Source organism: Heyndrickxia vini, assembly GCF_016772275.1.
In the GTDB taxonomy this organism is placed as follows: Bacteria; Bacillota; Bacilli; order Bacillales; family Bacillaceae_C; genus Heyndrickxia; species Heyndrickxia vini.
Map to the genome: position 1 here is coordinate 203,214 of NZ_CP065425.1, position 18,462 is coordinate 221,675.

An 18,462-nucleotide genomic window follows, 5' to 3' on the forward strand; every position below is an offset into this window, starting at 1 on the left:
ATATATAAAACCAAACGATTCACTAATGGGAATTAGTGCACAAATTATCTCTTGTTTAGATAAGCCTATAACTGTTAGTTACCTTTGGGATAAGGTGAGAAAACAAAGAATAGTAAATACATTTAACAACTTTATATTATCTCTAGATTTATTATTTATATTGGGTTCTATAAAGATTGAGGATGGTTTAATAAAGAGGTGTAACAGATATGATTAAGGCTATTTATGCAAATAAGGAGTGCTTTAAAAGAGTAGAACTAGAGCAAGGGTTTAATATAATTCTTGCTGACAAAACAGATGAATCGACAGAAAAGGATTCAAGGAATGGTGCTGGTAAATCTACTTTGATTGAAATTATCCACTTCTGCCTTGGGTCAACTCCAAAAAAAGGAGAAACACTCAAGCATGACAGTCTTACAGACTGGATTTTTTTTATAGATATGATTTTAGGCAAGACTGAAATAACTGTGAGTAGAAAAGTTAACGATCCTGGCAAGATTTATCTCCAAGGGGAACTAGATAAATTAAATTTATCTTTTAAAAAAGATAAACAAAATAAGAATTATATTACTGTAAAAGATTGGACAACTGTATTAGGTCACCTGATGTTTGGCATAAATCTGGAAGAACGACAATTAAAATACAGCCCGAGTTTCCGCGGCCTTATTTCTTACTTTATTAGAAGAAAAAAAGGGGCATTTTTAAACCCATTTACTCATTTTCCACAACAAAAAGAATGGGATATACAGGTTAGTAATGCTTATTTGTTGAATTTAAATTGGGAATACGCAAGTAAGTGGCAATTAATAAAGGATCAAGAAAAAATTCTTGATCAGCTAAAACAAGCCTCTAATGCTGGGTTAGTTAAAGGAATTATAGGGGGAACAATAGGGGAATTAGAAGGTCAAAAAGTGACGCTTAGTTTTCAAGCCGAAGAGTTTAAAAAACAATTGGACAGTTTTAAAGTTCACCCCCATTATAAGAAGATTGAAGAAAGAGCTGACAAACTTACTTCATTAATTCATCAAGATACTAATGATAATATTTCCGATCGAAAACTAATAACGTTTTATGAAAAAAATCTTGAAGAAGAAGAAAATCAAAAAAATATGATAATCAGTATTTTTGAAGAGGCGGAAATACATTTCCCAGAGCTAATAAAAAAACAGCTGAATGAAGTAGAGGAATTCCACGATCAGGTGGTTAAAAATAGAAGGGAATTTCTTAAATTAGAAATAGAAAGATTAACTAGTGCAATTCACGAACGGGATGAGAGAATAAAGAAATACTCGGAAGAAAGAGCGAATAACTTGTTATTATTAAATGACTTTGGTGCATTAGAAGAATATACTAAGTTACAACAAAAATATTTAGAGCAAATTTCAAAAATAAATGAAATAGAAAATGCTATTGATAATATAAAACGATTTGAAAAGGGAAAGAGTTCTTTGAAGATTGAGAAAGAATTACTTCAACAAGATGCAAGAAATGATTACTTTGAAAGGTTAGATCAAAGAACAAAGGCTATTCAACTTTTTAATGAGAACTCTCAAGCTTTATATTCAGAGCCTGGAGTACTATTAATTGACATAACGGAAACAGGATTTAAGTTCAATGTTCATATAAATAAGGCTGGTAGTGAAGGCATTGAACATATGAAGGTATTCTGCTATGATTTAATGCTTTCTCAATTATGGAGTGTATCACTTTGTACTCCGGGAATATTGATTCATGATAGTGGCATTTTTGACCCTGTAGATGAAAGACAAGTTCGTTCTGCTCTTGAACTTGCTAAAAAGGAGTCTATAGGTCATGGTTTCCAATATATTTGCCTTCTAAATTCAGATAAGATTGTTATGAATGAAGAACTTACCCCGTATGTTAGATTACGGCTGACTGATAACTCCGAAGACGGAGGAATATTAGGGTTTAGAATTTCACCCCAAAAAAACGATATCGATGAATAGGGCTATTCGAGAGACTAGCCTTTTTCTAACGATTGAAGGAGGTTAGAGGATGATTACTTACTTTCCAACTCCTTACAACGATGAATCATTGTACAGTATCGTAGCTAGGTATCATATCCACAATGGCCATAAATGGCCAGGTGCTACTTTAGAAGAATTATTTAATAGTAATAAAATTAGAAAAGTAGAGGAAGTTTATATAAGATATCTACCTAGTCTTGTGAAAAAGATTAGCGTTTTTTCTAATAAGTTTACATCGAAGTACTTCATTGATAACCATACCGAAATACCAATTGTGAGACCCTTCAAGGAAAATAGTTGGTACAATGACTTCACTTTGAATTTAGATAGAAATGCAAGAAGAGGGAGTAAGGTATTATATTCTAGTTACTTACCTAAACAATATTCATCTAATGCGCAAAATATTAGTTCTAAAGAGTATTTTTATTACTGCCCTGAGTGTTTAATGAATCAATATAATGAATTTGGTGAGTGCTTTTGGAATCGATTACATCAAATTCCAGGGATTTTTGTTTGTAATATACATAAAATTCCTTTACTTGAGCATTACATGAATTTTAAGAATTTCAAAAAGGTAAACTTCATAACACCAAAATTAGAGGATGCCTATCGAAAAGGACACAAATTTAAAGAAAATATAATGGATTTATTAATAAATATATCTGAGGATTTAGAGTACTTGATGAGAAGAAATTTCTCATCATTATCCGAACAATATCTTTTTGAAAAGTATATGGTTTTAATGAAGATAAAGGGAATAGGATTCCCTTTTAACAAGAGACAAAGGCTTTTGGGAGAAATGGTGCTAGATTTTTATCCGGAAGAAATCCTCAATTTGTTCAACTCGAATTTTGATTTATTAGATAAGCGTAATTGGCTTGAGACAATAACAACCCAAAGTAGAATGGTATATTGTCATCCCTTGAGACATGTTTTAGTAATGAGGGTGCTAAGTGGCTCGGTTAAAAATTTCTTTGAAAAGGAATATATATATGAACCCTTTGGACAAAAACCCTGGATTTGTATGAACCCCTTGTCTGAACATTATTTGAAACCTAAAGTAAATAGACTCGATTTATCTGTGAATGAAAATACAAGAAATATACAAGGTGATTTTGTATGTGATTGTGGTTATGTTTATAGGTTGAGGGAAGGAGAAATAGATCCAACCCAAGTCAAGAATTTTAATAATAGAGTAATAAAAAGAGGAGCCTTATGGGAAAAATCTTTACTAAAGTTAGTAGAAGATAAAATGATGAAGAAAGACATAGCAGATATTACGATGCTAAACAGAAATGCGTTGGCAAAAATAATTAATCAACTTATTAATATGAGACAACTAGATGAACAAAATCAACACGTGGAACATAAGAAAAAGAAGACTTTAGAGTATAGAGAAGAATGGATAAAGTTAAGAAAAAGTCATCCCTCTCTTCCACGTAAGGAATTAAGTTCTATAAATAGGAAAGTATACGTTTGGCTTAATAAACATGATAAAGATTGGTTAATTAAAAATTCACCTGCACGTAGAAACACTGTTTCTAAAAAGTTAAACTACGCTGAAAGGGATTTATTCTTATTAAAGAAAGCTAAACAGATAAATCAAAAATGGTCTAGGTTAGAGGAAGCAAATAATAGGATTATAAGAAAGTCCTTAAACCAAATGTACGAGTTACTTGGCAATAATCTATATAGAAAAACAGAACAATATCCTTTGACGGTCGAGTATTTACAGTCTATTCAAGAGTCATTAGTGGAGTTTCAAAAACGAAGAATTATCTATGTGCTGAATAATAGATACTGTAATTCAACTGTTTCTTTTACCCAAGTTAAATTTCACGTGGGGCTATCTAAAAATTCAAATGAAACCTTAACAAATTATCTTTTAAAAATGATTAAACACCATAATGAGAAGTTCAAACCTCCAAGTAATTAATTCAGTTTACATCTTTATTGTATTTTTAAAAATGGTGTACTATAAAATGAGTAAAGAACTTTATTGTTAGGATTTTATAAAGCTTCTCGATTTCAATACTATATGTAAACAATTTTGTATATAACTTTTTTGTTAGTATACAAATGTTGTTATCGGAAAACTCAATCGTTCCGTAGCAAAACATTATGTATTCTCAGCCAAATGAGTTGTTCCCTAAAACGAGTGAAAATCGGAGTCTTTCCTCCTGTTTTCCTCGTTTTTTTGTGTCCAAAAGCAAGTGCAAAGGTATGAGCAAAGCCTGAAAAAAAGCGTGAAAAAAGGTAAGCCCGAAATATAAAAAAATAGCGCACCTTTACGGTACGCACAACGAATAGCCAGCCATCTGATATTTTTTTCGGATAGTTGGCTATTTTGCACATGTGGCTTGGATATTTTCTGACCAAGGCATGTAGTTATGTAAAAGATCCGACTGCTGGTGAATTGGTAAAGTTGGCAGCTCTGTTAGTAGCTTGACTAAATATTGATAAAAATCGATACCATTTGCTTTTACTGTTTCAGCTAAACTTAGACAAATAGCGTTCGCTTTTGCACCTGCTTCGCTTACAGAGAACAGCCAATTTTTGCGACCGATTACGTTGGGACGAATCGCATTTTCAGCAAGATTATTATCGATTTCTAAATGGCCATCATCAAGAAATGCTTTTAATCCTTCTGCTCGGCTCAACGTATATTCAGCTGCTTTCGCCAACGCATTTTTACCGAAGAACGGTGAGCGATCAATCCAAGCGAAAAATTCATCTACGATGGGCTTCGATTTTTCTTGTCTTATTTGTTGGCGCTCTTCTGGCGAAAGGTGTTTAATTTTACGCTCAATCTGATACAACCGGTCGCAGTAATCGACGCCTATTCGCCCGTTTTTACTATCAGCTTTTAACCAATAACGCCTCGTGTGCGCCCAGCAGTTGGCGAACTGCACGTCAGGTAAATGACCGTAAGCTGAATAGCCATCGCAAATCACCGTTCCTTTGAACCCGGCTATCAAATCTTCTAATACAGCTCGACTTCTAGATAAGGCGCTTTTGAAAAGGACAATGATAGGACCTTGACTTGGTACGCTACGACATACCCAGTTATAAGCGTTCGATTGACCGGATTTTCCGTCGGAACGATTAATGATTTGCGCATAGGTTTCGTCCACATGGAGCACTGACTTGGCTGTTAGTACTTGCTTCATCAAATCATAAATTGGTTGAAGCCAATCTTCGGCAGCGCGAATAACCCAGTTAGATAGGTTCTTATCATTTGTAAGTAGACCATATCGTTCCCATTCTTTCACCTGGCGGTAAAGAGGCAAGTACTGAATAAACTTATCGTAGATAAGTTTAGCCAAAACAGTTGGTCCTGCAATGCTACGTTGAATGGCAGTTTGCGGTGCTTTCCCACGCTTGATTTGTGCTTTTTGAGTGGTATCTTTTTTGCACACCGTGCACTCATAGGCATGCTCGATATGTTGCACACGCTTCATTGTAGCTGGAATGAATTTTGCTTCTTCACGTGCTATTGTTGTACCTACTTCTGTCATTTGATGAAGACAACAATCACATAGCGTATTAGCTGGATGATGGTGAATTTCTTCTATCTCAATATTGTTGCTAAATGAATCGTTTCTCTTTTTCTTTGATACTTTACGGACAACGGTATAGCTAACTGTTTCTGTGCTTTGTTCTTCTGTCTGCTCAGAATCGTTAAAAGACGGATCGTCTTCAAATAAAGAGCCTTGACCGTCTGGTACTTGATACTTTGATTTTTCTGATTTAGAACCATATAAAGCTTTGGTTAATTGACGAATTTGTTCGGTTAATGCCTCGTTCTGTTTAAAGCCTTTTATCGAGTTTTTCCGAAAGCCTATTGTTTTGTTGATTGGAATTGGTCAATTGCGTTTCAAGAAGCTGAATTAATTTTTCATATTGTGCCCCATTATTTGAAGAAACATTAACCATTCGTCTCACCACTTTTCGCCCGTTTTCGTTACTTATAGTATACCATTTGGGACAAAAAAATGAAGCTAAAAACGGCTGTAAATCAATGTTTTGATAGATTTAGAACGCCCCTTTCAGTGATGATTTTATTGCTTTTGGCTGCTGAATGGATAATCCTTCTAGAAGCCAGCGAACCTCCTTTTGTGAAAGATTGCGTACTTCGTTTTCATCCTTGGACCATTGTAGTTTGCCGTTATCCAAACGCTTATAAAGCATGGCGAAGCCATCACCATCAAAGTATAAACATTTGTAACGATCTTTACTCCATCCAGAGAATAAGAAAATGGAATCGCCGTATGGATCCAGTTTGAATGTATCTTGAATCAGTGTGGCAAGGCCATCAATTCCTTTACGCATATCGGTTTTTCCACAAATAATGTAAATGTTTTTGACATTTGTATAATCGTGCTTCACGTATGTTTCAACTCCCTCATAATGGTTCGAATTACGTACTCATCTACGCCGCTATGAAGGGAGATTTCAACGTTTGCCATTTTGATTGTGCAAATGCTAGTTAAAGATTCTTTTGGAGAAGTGGGTGGTAAATCCTTTTTACTTTCGGTATGAAGTGTGACGGGGACGATGGTTAATTTTTGTTGTGGCATAGAAAAAGCACCTCCTTTGATTGATATAAGTATCATACCAAGTGGTGCCATATGTTTGAAATGCGTGGTTTGAATGGGGGCTTACCTTTAATAGTACATAAAGCTGTGATTTCCTGAACAATTATATTGAGAGGATATCGGTAATTTTCACCTTATTCCATGTGAAAAAAGATGTTTTTCCGAATCTATTAACATGTTATCTTAAAAGAAAGAATATTTTAGGGAGGGAGTTCGTGCTTTATGCCAAATTGTGATTGGGGTAGACCATGTGATTGTAAGGATTGTAGAACAGACCAATTCAGTATAATATGCCCTCATTGTGGATTTAACAATGTCTTAAATGTTTTGGGTAGTGCTGAACTTAAGTCGGATAAGAAAGGCAGTTCGGGTTATGAATTTACCTATCCATCTGGAACAAAGGAATTAAACTGCTATTGTTGTTCAAAGATTATTCCAGATGTTCGTTACTATGATGGTTATAATGAATACATATGTAAAATTAATATTAAACTTTATCAGAACAAATTAAATGGACTTGTTTGTAGTTCTTGTGGTGTGATAGACGGGGAACTGAAAGGAATTAAGTTTGTAAAACTAATTAAATTTGATAATAAACTTTATTGTCAGAAATGCATTATTGATGCAGGAGTAAAAAAAATCCCTAATCCTTCAAACGAAAATGAAAAGTACGTTTTTAACGGGGAAAAGTTGAAATGGGAATTACATAAGATAAGAATTCCTTGTCCCTCATGTCATAAAAAAAGATGGTTAAATGCTGAAAATAGATGGAAAACATTATGTAAAAAATGCTACCTAACTTCATAAGTATTTAAGATAGATAAAGCTTGGAATACTGGGCTTTATTTTTTTATTCTACCACGCAAAATAAATAAGATAACTAACATTTGATTTAATGGAACAATGAAAAAAGCTGTGGTTCTCAAAAATATTGTGAAAAATTATGCCTATTAAAATTAATATTGAAATGTTCCAAAGAATTAAGTTTATGTATTTTCCTGAGTCTACCTATGATTTTATATAAAAAAACGAATAAATTTCTCCTTTTTTTAAAATAATATTCAAAAAAAGGAGGTGCTAGTATTAATACACTTGATTCCATTACAAATAAGCAAATGATGCTTATTCTAATAACAGTGATAGGTCTAAACAATCATGTATTTGTAATATCCCCTCTTGTGCAACATGCAGGAAAAGATTCATGGATCAGTGTAATTCTATCATTTTTATTATCCTTAGTCTGGATTATACTTCTTTTAGTTTTGCAAAAGTCAATTAATAATGAGGGAATTTTTGAGTGGCTACGATTTAAAGTAAACAAAAAAATTATTATTATTTTGGGAATAATCTTTATTCTCTTTTTAATAAATTTAAGTGCTATCACATTAAGAGAAACTATTGCGTTAATTAATGTTGGATATCTTCCTGAAACCCCAAAATGGATAGTAGCATGTATTTTCAGTATTGTTTGCCTATATTTTGGAGGATCAAAACTAGGAACGATAAGTATCATTAATATCTTATTACTCATTTTCGTTGTCTGTCTTGGGTTTTTCGTTGCTTTTACAAATATGGAACACAAAGATTATTCACTATTACTTCCTATTTTTGAAAATGGATATAGGCCCATATTAAAAAGTATTATTTTTCCCTATTCCGGAATGACTGAACTTATGCTTTTTTTATTTTTAAAAAAGAGAATTAATACTCCAGTTAAATTTCGACATCTCTTTATAACGTCTTTCATATTAATGGGGCTTACATTAGGACCATTAATAGGAGCAATAACGGAATTTGATGAGGTTGAAGCATCCTATCAACGTTTCCCAGCATTTGAAGAATGGGGATTAGTTTCTATAGGGGATTTTATTGAACATGTGAGTTTTTTAGCTTTGTATCAATGGTTAGCAGGTGCATTTATTCGCATTTCCTTATTCTTTTATACGATAAAAGAAGTTTTATTAGAAATTAATTTATATTCAAAATGGTGTCTATTTGTAATTTTATTTATCGTAATTGGATATGCCGTTTATCCCATCAGTGATATTCATTATTCGAATGTTTTATGGAATATCCTACTACCTTTTACGACTTACTTTTTAATCAGTTTTTTACTTCTATTATCCTTATTTATTTTAGTACTACATAAAAGGAGAATAAATGTATGAAGTTTTTCAAAAAAAAATCCCTACAAAAAAATTTATCAATAAGTAATGATAATAATAAAAAGAGCACCGTAATTAGTGAACGAGTATTAAGAAATGTTCTAAAAAAATGTCCGGATATACAATTTTCCTCAACTACTTATATACATCATCAAATTACATATATATATTGTTCGGGACTAGTCAATACTGAAATATTATACAATACTGTTCCTCAGTCAATTGATCATTTTTTTTTCGTACATAAAGGCGAAATCACTGAGGAACAGATACGCAACTATCTACATATCCCAACCTTGGATGTAATTGATAATTTAGAGGTTGCAATAACGGATATATTCGCCGGAAAATTATTAATCGATTTTGGAATCAATGGAAAACTTTTTACGATTGATATATCAGAACGTCCTCAAAGAAAGCCTGAAGAGACTGCCACTGAAGCAACTGTAAAAGGTCCTAGAGATAACTTTATTGAGGATATCAATGTTAACATTTCTTTAATCAGGAAAAGATTACGCACATCTTCACTTGCATTTGAACAAACAACGATAGGTAAACGTTCCCAAACGAAAGTTGCTATTCTTTATATGGATGATATCGCAAATATGAATGTACTTAAAGAAATAAAAAATAGACTTTCTACCATTGATATCGACGGACTTGTAACTACCCAACAATTAGAAGAAACGTTCAATAACACTCCTTATGCAGTATTTCCAAGACACCAGTATACTGGTAAGCCAGATTTCGCTGTGCAAACATTATTAAATGGAAGGTTTGTTATCCTAATTGATGGTGTCACTATTGCCTTAATTACTCCTATTAACCTTTTTTTGCTACTTAAAGGAAGTGAAGATAAAGAAGTATCATACATCTTCAGTTCATTTCAACGATTGATAAGAATATCTGGACTTTTCTTGTCAGCTATACTACCAGGCATATGGGTCTCTTTAACCTCATTTCATCAAGATCAACTCCCAATCTCATTATTAGCAACCGTTGTCGAATCAAGAAAAGGAGTTCCATTACCATTATCCATTGAAGTTATTCTTATGTTACTTTTATTTGAACTTTTTAAAGAGGCGGGATTACGATTACCTATGTCCATTGGTCAAATTCTTAGTGTAGTTGGTGGATTAATAATTGGAGATGCTGCAATAAGTGCTGGATTGGCTAGTCCGGTTACCGTCGTTGTAATAGCTCTTTCCACATTATCCACGTTTAATCTAAATGACCAATCTTTAATTGGAACATTCTCTCTTACACGTCTTTTTATTATTATATTCTCTTCTTTATTCGGTTTTTTTGGCATGTTTACAGCAATATTTGTTATTTGTGCATATATCGGCAGAATAAATACATTTGGTGTTTCTTATTTGGAGGGAATTAGCCTACTAAATATATCTGATTTTATTAAAACAATTATTAAAATTCCTAGCACAAAATACACAAAAAGGCCAAAAGCGCTCGAATTAAATGACATTACTAGAACAGGTGAAGAAAATGAAAATAAAAAGAAAAGCTAATCAATTTTTTCTTTTATTGAGCATTTTAACTACAGTATTTCTTTCTGGATGCTGGGATGTGAAACAAACGGAAAGAATGGTTTACATACATTCTATAGGTCTTGACTATAAAGACGGTAAATATATAGCATATTTACAAATCATTAATTTAGGACTACTTGCAAAAAGCGAGGCAGGAGGTAGCAATAACCAAGTTACAGCAGAACTTGGTCATGCATCAGGAAATACCGTGGAAGAAGCCATCTTTAATATCTATCAGACAACTCAAAGAAGACTTTTCTGGGGGCATATTGCATACATTGTTTTCACAGAAAATGTTTTGAAACAAGGAGGCTTACAAGCCATTACAGATATATTAGATCGGTATGTTGAAACTTATTATCAAATATGGATATATCTAACGGAAGATTCCATTCCTAATATACTTCATGCCATGCCGAATATTGGAATGTCTACAGATCTTTCACGCCTTAGTGATCCAGAACCTAGTTTTAAACAATTTTCCTATATCCGACCTATTGATTTAAGAAGATTAATTATTTTAAATAACCGTCCACCAAATGAAATAGTATTACCAATTATTTCAGGAAATCACCAATCATGGGAAGCTGATTCTAAACACATGGATGCAGCAATATTAAACGGATTAGGTATTATCACTAATGACAATTTGAAAGGGTATCTTAGTAACAGTAAAGCTAAAGGATATAGATGGATGAATAAGGATTTTCAAAGATCAGAAATAACTATAAAAGGCAAGGAAGGTATGGGTCTTTTATTAAGGAACTTACATGTAAAGGTAACTCCGGTCATAAAACATAATGAGGTTAAATTTGATGTTAAAATTAAAGCTAAAGTACATATAAATAAAGTAAGACGAACTAATTCATTAGAGGAAATAAGTTCTGAGGCTAAAAGGAAAATTAAAAAAGAAATAATGGATACTTATTTAGAAGGTCTGAAACTGGATTCTGATATATATCGTCTTTCAAACGTACTTTACATAAAGAATTATTCCACTTGGAAAAGAATACAACATGATGGAAAAATACCGTTGAATAATCACTCAATTAATAATATTGACATTAATTTAAAAATAATAGATGCTGGAAAACAAAGGAACAAGCCCACCTTAATTAAGAGAAAATATCCGAGCCATCCATAATTGGATGGCTTTAAGTCGATGTTTAACATCATGTTTTAAACCATTATAGAGGGTCCATATAAATTTCAAGAGGTAAAATGCTTAGGCGTGGATGTTGCTTTATTTGGGTTCTCCATTATTTTTTGTTGGGAGAATGAACAAGCAAAATTAAATGAAGAAATTAGACAAGGTTTAATAGATAGGTTGGAAGAAAAACTACTTCAAGATTTTTATAGAGAATTAGAAGGTATTAGTTTGAATTTAACTTTAAATATTACTGTGGGAAGTGTGATAGAGAAAGCATACATTGCTACAAAACATTATTCAGAATCTGAATGGGATATTCTAGCGAAGTCAATGAAAGAATTCGAGGCTAACTTGGATATTAATAATAAGGGTGTAACTCCAAGGATATCTCTTGAAATAGATGTTCTAAGAGGATTAGAAGACCATCAATCTGAATTCAGGAAATTAAACGCCTACGCTGAAGCAAAAAGGGCAGTGAATTTGAGTTATGTAATTAAATTAGTTGTATATGCTTACTAGATTAACACCACTACGAAATGATCAAACTTTTTTATAAAAACGACACTTGAATCTGCTGATAAAGAATCCATTTTAATCAATCTTTTTTCAAAATGGATTCTTTATATTCGTTGTAAAATTAGGGTTTGTGTGATATTTTTGATCAAACTTTATTTCAAAGCAACAAATGTTGTACAAGTGAATTAAAGATTTACTCTGAGCATTAAAGTTGTATTATGTGAATTAAAGTTGTATTTTAGTTTTTATAGTTTTTACAAATATGGATTGAAAAAAAATGGCCAGTAATAATTTAATTACTTGGCCATTTTATATAATTGGTAAAAATCGATCCTTCCCCACTTTCAAACACCTTCTTGTCTAAAGAAGATATCTATATTTAATCATCAAATGTTTCTCCCCTATATTTTATATAAGGTTTGAATAAAAGCTCACTTTAATTCTAAATCCAAGAAAAATAAAAACGATAGTTAAAAGGTTAATCAAAATGACAATTTTGACGATATTCTATTAGATTTAAATAACGGTATTTTTAATAAATGTAATTGTTTATTTTGGGACTAAAACTCACCTTTATATAATGGAATAGACCGATATCTTTTAAGTAAATTTAGTTAAAGATATCTTCAGGAGAAAGATTCCGAAATGTTATAATATTTATATACGAAACTAATATTTCTAAATAAAGGAAGATATAAATACATGAAGAAAATACCCTTAAATGATGAAATTGCCGTTGCTATTTCACAAGTAGTGGATGATGCTTTAGTTGTAACTCGTAAACCTAGTCATGCAGATCTTGATAATATTATTCTTCGTCACGAATTGGATAAAGGTGATCCGAAGTTAAATGGCCAAAATACTAATGTAGGTAAAGCCAAAAGAGTAAATGCTGTATTGAATTGGGCATTGGAATTCGATCAAGAAACGGGAGAAAAATTTCTTAGTTCCCTTCTTTCGTTAATAAGAGGACATGGTGGATTTCGTGAAAGTTCCCCAAACTTTGTTGGTTATGAATCCATACGAAATCTTCAAAACTCATTAAAGATCGAAGGGATCATGTTAGCAACTGATGGAATGGTAACCCCAGTTGTATTGGATAATCTATCCGATATAGAAATGGAAGAAGCATTGGAGGGTTATATTCGACGTGCAAAAAAAGGCGCGTCAGATGCAGCATTGTTAACAGGGACAAGTAAGGACCTATTAGAGGCTGTTGCTGCATATGTTATCACAAGGTTGTTAGGAAAGTATCAGCAAAGTAACTTTCCAACTTTATTGGGGCTAGCCTTTCATCTTTTAGGGTTGTCCACTCCCAATTCTAAAGGAGCAAGTGAAGTAACGTCTCGCTTGGAAATAAGCCTGTACGAGTTAGGGTGTGCAGTGAACAATTTGCGAAATAAACAGGGGACCGGTCACGGGCGTCCTTTTTTGCCTACAGTTACCGACATTGAGGCTAAGTCTGCAATTGAGAGTATGGGGTTAATCTCCGAGTTTTTATTAAGTAAGTTAAAAGAAAGAATATAAATATTAAGATAGGATTTCACTGTGAAAATCAAGCTATAATATTTGTGGTTTCTGGCTTTTAACATAATACAATGGGTATTAATAATAATACTTTTTTATTAAAGTTAGGTCTATAAGGATGGAAACATTTTTATTAAATATAACTAAATGGAAGTGAAATGGTTTATGCAAAATACACATTTTTTCTCTAATATTGAGTCAGATAATAATTGTATAAAGAATTTTATAGACAGATTAGATAATTATTCAAATGAAAACGCTACACAGGTTTATTTACTTAGCGGTCCTCTAGGTGAAAAGAAATATAGTTATAACTTTGAAAATCCTATAGTATTGTTAATTCCCGGGTATCAGATAATGGTTATAGATAGTCAAGAAATTAAAGACGAATTTGAAAATTTTTATGATGACTTCGTAGAAGATTTAGGACATCTATCTGACAGGTTTGAATATAAAAAAATCTTAGGAAGGCCTAGAATTTGGAAACAAGATTTGATAGCAGCAAAGCATCTCGATGACTTCAATAACAATGTTGAGAGTTTCTTAATGGAAAACCAATTAGATGATCTTAATAAAAAAAGACAAATTGAGTTACTAATTTCACTATTAATCGGAAGTATTAACTCAATAGAAAAAATTGGTCAGGGGCTTCCAGAAACTATTTTAGAAAAGGTAAAAAGAAATATTGTATTATTTGACGGAGATCAAACACGATTTATATTTAAAAAGATTAATCACAGGAGAGTCACAATTCAAGGTTTAGCAGGGACAGGCAAGACAGAACTACTTCTTCATAAAATAAAGGAGCTCTATACAGAAAATAATACAAACAGAATTGCTTTTACATGTTTTAATAAGGCACTTGCTAATTCGTTGAAAAATAGAGTTCCAAATTTCTTTGATTTTATGAAGGTAGAAGAACAGATTAAATGGGGAGAACGACTATGGATCATGCATAGTTGGGGCTCTAAATTAGATAATAATAATATTGGACTTTATAGTTACATTTGTAAACAATATGGAATACCATTTATTGGCTTGAAGGAAGGCTCGTTTGATTCTGCTTGTAAAAAGGCAATCGAATACCTTAAGCAAGGAGAAATTGAATCAATTTTTGATTATGTTCTAATTGATGAGAGTCAAGATTTTAGTGAGAGCTTCTTTGAACTATGTGAGATGATTACAAAAAATACAGTTTATGTAGCAGGAGATATATTTCAAAATATATTTCAACCAAACACTACAGAGTCGTCTCCAGACTTCTTGCTTAATAAATGTTATCGTACTGATCCTAGAACATTAATGTTTGCGCACGCTATAGGATTTGGGTTATTTGAAAATAAGGGGATTAGAAGACTGAATGATGATCAATGGAATGCATGTGGTTATGAAATTGAGGGAAAAGGCAACAGACATGTATTAACTAGGACTCCTCTTAGAAAATTTAATGATCTGGAAGAAGCGAATATTGAAAGTGTAAAAATGGTCACTACTGAAAAGTTTGACTGCTCTGATAATGTTATAGATATTATTAGACAAATAAAAGAACAACACACTACAGTATCTCCTGAAGATATCGCTATAATATTTACTGATAATGTAAATGGAAGTTATGATTTAATGAATTTAATAGCATTAAAAATCTCACACGCATTTCAATGGAAGACAAACAAGCTTTATGATACCAAGGAAATGAAAAAGGATTTTGTTTCAATTAGTAATATAAACAATATTAAAGGATTAGAGTTTCCCTTTGTAATTTGTGTGTCATCTAGTCCAATAGGACATCATGTAAGGAAAAGAAATGCACTATATATGACTTTGACAAGATCATTCATTACTTCTTATTTAATTATAAATCAGCAAAATAATAAAGAGCTAATAAAGAAGCTCCAAAGTGGATTAGAAAGTATTAATAATTACAATAAATTAATTTTCGAAGAGCCAGTGGAATATATCGATCAAGCAGAATTAGCTCTTGATGTAAATGATTTGACTCTTTCACAAAGAGATATAGTTGATCAAATCTTTGAAAAGCATAACATCCCTATGCAAAAACAAGACCAACTTAGACAAATTGTACAAACCATTGCTCCTGATTCGGTTGACAGAAATCAAATTGAAAAAATCATTAATACTAATAAAGGATTAATATGAAGAAAAGAATAAGTTTTTTTATATCGTATAATTTGTTTTCTTTAGCTAATAAAGCTATTAGGGAGAAGTCTGATATTATCAACATTCTCCTTGCTACATTACCTGAAATTATGTTAGAGGGTAAAAGTAAGGATAATAATTTAGGATATTGTGAAATTTTGATTGGTAAAAGTAGCCGGATTATTTTTACTTTACAAAATAAAGATTCTGGTCAAATCTATAAAAAATTCTCTTTCTCATTCCCTTTTCAAATTGAGAGACAGACAGACTCTACTCTACTGACAAGTTGGATTATTAAAGACAAAAACGGCTTGGAAATTAGTAGTCGATTAATTAGCATTTTGCAAAGTCTTTCTAAAGATCAGTGGTTCGCAGAAGATATAGATACTTCTGATGAAGCATTAGTATTTTATGATCACCTTTTAGAGGCAATTAAAAATGTAGACTTAGATTTATCAATTGATGATACAATGGTATGGCACCTAATTAGGAGGTTGTTCCTTTTTGAGCCTGGCTACTTAAGATATGATTTGGATGACGATGAAGAAAGATTGGATCCTATTTATCATCCGTTACATCATTTAGATATTTTCTTTTCAAACAAGGCCACATTTAAAATCGGTCTAATAAAAGAAGAAATAGAAAAAAGTGAATGGTATTCATCAGGATTTGAAAATCTACTTGATTTAGAATCCCCTTGCTATTTTCTAAAAGTATAACGTAAGATCGAGTTGTAGAGACGGATCTTGTCTCTATTCAACTCGGTCAACCTTAAAAATCTCTGGAAATATATTTTTTAAAAGCTTATAATACTTTATCTTCAGCTTCTAAAAAGTGAACGGTTGATTTTAAAGGGATCACGCATATTAGATATATCTAATATGCGTGGTCCAATTTTTTTATCTTGTTAAACAAAAGCACCCGTTCGTAATATAAGGTTAGCCAGATTTTTCTGGTTGACCTATTTTTATATGGTCTTATGATAACGGTAGTCGGGGTAGAACGTCGCACCCGTGGGACTAGACCCCGTCAGCTAAACTGTTCACCCCCTACTTGTATAAACATGTTTCAGGCTGGTTGGGACAATGAGATCCCGTTTAACAAGCGAACCTATGACATTACAAGAAGCCTTAGGGGTTACCGACTAATTCAATATTCTAGGAGGAGATAGTGTATGAATCCAGTCATTGGTCTGGATGTTTCAAAAGGGGAAAGTCAGATTCAAGCCTTTTTAGATAAAGGTAAACCTTATCGAATGAGCTTTAGCATTAAGCATGATCTTAAAGGGTTGGGGAATTTTCTAGAATTCCTTCATGAAGTTGAACAAGCGGCTAATGGCAACCGACCTACGGTCGTATTGGAATCAACTGGTCACTATCATTATCCAGTTATTCAATTTTTGGAGGAACAAAAGTACGTTTATATTATTGTTAATCCTCTAATCTCACACCGTGCAAAAAGTTCAAGTCTGCGTAAAGTTAAAACAGATGCAGTAGATGCCTATCACCTTTGTGAGCTGTTTTATAAAGAAGATTTAGAACCCTATAAAAAGCGAGGTGTTCAACTTTTAAACCTTCGTAACCTTACTAGACAGCAAGAAAGTATTGCAGAAATATCAGCCAAAACTAAGATACAGTTGCACTCCTTGTTAGACCAGGTATTCCCTGAATATAGAGGTGTGTTTGGGGATTTATATTCAAAGGTATCTTTACTCACTTTACTAGCATTCCCAACATCTGAGGCAGTATTAAGTGCGAGTGAGAGAGATTTATCAGAAAGGATACGTTCATTATGTAAAAGTCGTTCCGATCTTTGGGCTCAAGAAAGGGCAAAAAAGTTAAAAGAAGCAGCCCTTCGTAATCCGTTCCAGAACAACCTGTATCAGAGTAATATTTTTAATCTTGAAATGTTAGTTAATCTTGTTCTTCAATACCAAGAGCATCTATCTAAGATTGCGACTGAAATAGATGCCCTCGCTAAAGAAATTGAAGAATATCATATTCTCCAATCTATTCCTGGTATCGGTGAGAAAATCGCGGCAACAATTATCTCTGAAATTGGAGAAATAGATCGGTTTAATGATGCCAAGAAACTAGTTGCATTCGCTGGAGTCGATCCTAGCGTTTACTCTTCAGGAAAGTTTACCGCATCAGTTAATCGAATTACAAAACGAGGTTCTTGTAGACTCCGCCACGCACTGTATATGGCTGTTCAAAGTGGTATTCGTGATTCTCGTAAGAAGAAAACGACTGATGAGATAATCGCACGCAATAAGAGATTACGAGAATTTTATGATAAAAAACGTGAAGAAGGCAAACCCTTTAGAGTAGCAGTTATCGCATGTGTTAATAAGCTCTTACACTGGATTTACGCACTACTAAAAAGTAGAACCCCTTTCCAAGATATAGGTTAGAAACTATATCTAACTAAATAAAGCAAAACCTTCCAAAAAGAGAAAAGTGGAAGGTTATTTGGCATGCACATTTTTAGTATATCATGACAAATTTAAATTTTTTATTGAAAAATATTGACAAACTATTAGCTGGTTTACTTTAAGTGTAATCTTCACATACTATATTCTATTTGTTCAAACCACCAAAACACCAATCTTACTAGTAATCCAACTTTCAATAAAAAATTTATGAAGGCGCTCCCCAGGTCCGACTATCTCAAACATTAATATCGCTTTTTTTAATAGTCCCGTTTTTTAATCACTAGTCTGTGATAGTCTTTTAAGACATAAAAAAAAGCCGATTTCCAAATTGGTGAATCGACTTTGAAGTGTCTTATTTCGCTAACGCCAATTAGTTTAAT

14 protein-coding genes and 1 pseudogene are annotated in these 18,462 nt (G+C 32.6%); 12 read left to right on the forward strand and 3 right to left on the reverse strand.

Features of this window, described 5'->3' with window-relative positions:
* Positions 1 to 25: 25 nt before the first annotated feature.
* Genes I5776_RS21755 through I5776_RS01120 form a run of 3 tightly spaced genes read left to right on the forward strand, consistent with a single transcriptional unit; the run spans position 26 to position 3,924 of the window.
* Positions 26 to 217 (forward strand): ABC-three component system middle component 6, encoded by a 192-nt coding sequence (locus tag I5776_RS21755; protein WP_425490318.1) that lies wholly within the window; start codon positions 26 to 28, stop codon positions 215 to 217.
* Positions 210 to 1,967: a DUF2326 domain-containing protein gene (locus tag I5776_RS01115; protein ID WP_202778606.1), complete on the forward strand. Its 1,758-nt coding sequence runs from the start codon at positions 210 to 212 to the stop codon at positions 1,965 to 1,967. The genes I5776_RS21755 and I5776_RS01115 overlap by 8 nt, the downstream gene beginning before the upstream one ends.
* Before the next feature lie 49 nt (positions 1,968 to 2,016).
* On the forward strand, positions 2,017 to 3,924 hold the full coding sequence (locus I5776_RS01120) for a TnsD family Tn7-like transposition protein (RefSeq protein WP_202778607.1): 1,908 nt from the start codon (positions 2,017 to 2,019) through the stop codon (positions 3,922 to 3,924).
* 406 nt (positions 3,925 to 4,330) lie between these two features.
* On the opposite strand, the pseudogene tnpC reads toward I5776_RS01120, so the two are convergent.
* The 3 genes and pseudogenes from tnpC to I5776_RS01135 form a co-directional block, all read right to left on the reverse strand.
* A pseudogene (tnpC, locus tag I5776_RS01125) lies at positions 4,331 to 5,924 on the reverse strand (IS66 family transposase).
* 99 nt (positions 5,925 to 6,023) lie between these two features.
* Positions 6,024 to 6,377 carry an IS66 family insertion sequence element accessory protein TnpB gene (gene tnpB, locus I5776_RS01130; RefSeq protein WP_202778608.1) on the reverse strand — a complete coding sequence of 118 codons (354 nt, stop codon included), beginning with the start codon at positions 6,375 to 6,377 and terminating at the stop codon, positions 6,024 to 6,026.
* Entirely contained in the window at positions 6,374 to 6,568 is a 195-nt protein-coding gene (locus tag I5776_RS01135) for a hypothetical protein (protein WP_055740709.1), read from the reverse strand. Before I5776_RS01135 ends, tnpB begins: the two co-directional genes overlap by 4 nt.
* A 240-nt stretch (positions 6,569 to 6,808) precedes the next feature.
* On the opposite strand from I5776_RS01135, the gene I5776_RS01140 reads away from it, so the two are divergent.
* The 9 genes from I5776_RS01140 (at position 6,809) to I5776_RS01180 (ending at position 18,061) form a co-directional block, all read left to right on the forward strand.
* Positions 6,809 to 7,393 carry a hypothetical protein gene (locus I5776_RS01140; RefSeq protein ID WP_055737866.1) on the forward strand — a complete coding sequence of 195 codons (585 nt, stop codon included), beginning with the start codon at positions 6,809 to 6,811 and terminating at the stop codon, positions 7,391 to 7,393.
* Positions 7,394 to 7,701: 308 nt separating this feature from the next.
* Entirely contained in the window at positions 7,702 to 8,754 is a 1,053-nt protein-coding gene (locus tag I5776_RS01145; RefSeq protein WP_108073209.1) for an endospore germination permease, read from the forward strand.
* A complete protein-coding gene (locus tag I5776_RS01150; protein WP_202778609.1) occupies positions 8,751 to 10,277 on the forward strand; it encodes a spore germination protein in 1,527 nt (508 codons plus the stop codon). Before I5776_RS01145 ends, I5776_RS01150 begins: the two co-directional genes overlap by 4 nt.
* The gene (locus I5776_RS01155) at positions 10,255 to 11,442 is read left to right on the forward strand and encodes a Ger(x)C family spore germination protein (protein ID WP_055737869.1); all 1,188 of its coding nucleotides are present in this window, start codon (positions 10,255 to 10,257) and stop codon (positions 11,440 to 11,442) included. Before I5776_RS01150 ends, I5776_RS01155 begins: the two co-directional genes overlap by 23 nt.
* 87 nt (positions 11,443 to 11,529) lie before the next feature.
* On the forward strand, positions 11,530 to 11,967 hold the full coding sequence (locus tag I5776_RS01160; protein WP_202778610.1) for a hypothetical protein: 438 nt from the start codon (positions 11,530 to 11,532) through the stop codon (positions 11,965 to 11,967).
* A gap of 699 nt (positions 11,968 to 12,666) precedes the next feature.
* Complete coding sequence (locus I5776_RS01165) at positions 12,667 to 13,491, forward strand: abortive infection family protein (RefSeq protein WP_202778611.1); 825 nt, start codon at positions 12,667 to 12,669, stop codon at positions 13,489 to 13,491.
* A gap of 147 nt (positions 13,492 to 13,638) precedes the next feature.
* Positions 13,639 to 15,648 carry an STM2767 family DEAD/DEAH box helicase gene (locus I5776_RS01170; protein ID WP_202778612.1) on the forward strand — a complete coding sequence of 670 codons (2,010 nt, stop codon included), beginning with the start codon at positions 13,639 to 13,641 and terminating at the stop codon, positions 15,646 to 15,648.
* 32 nt (positions 15,649 to 15,680) lie between these two features.
* Entirely contained in the window at positions 15,681 to 16,367 is a 687-nt protein-coding gene (locus I5776_RS01175) for an STM2766 family helicase-associated protein (protein WP_202778613.1), read from the forward strand.
* Between the two features lie 455 nt (positions 16,368 to 16,822).
* Positions 16,823 to 18,061, forward strand: coding sequence for an IS110 family RNA-guided transposase (locus I5776_RS01180; protein ID WP_063441232.1), 1,239 nt, complete (start codon positions 16,823 to 16,825; stop codon positions 18,059 to 18,061).
* The last annotated feature ends 401 nt before the right edge of the window (positions 18,062 to 18,462 follow it).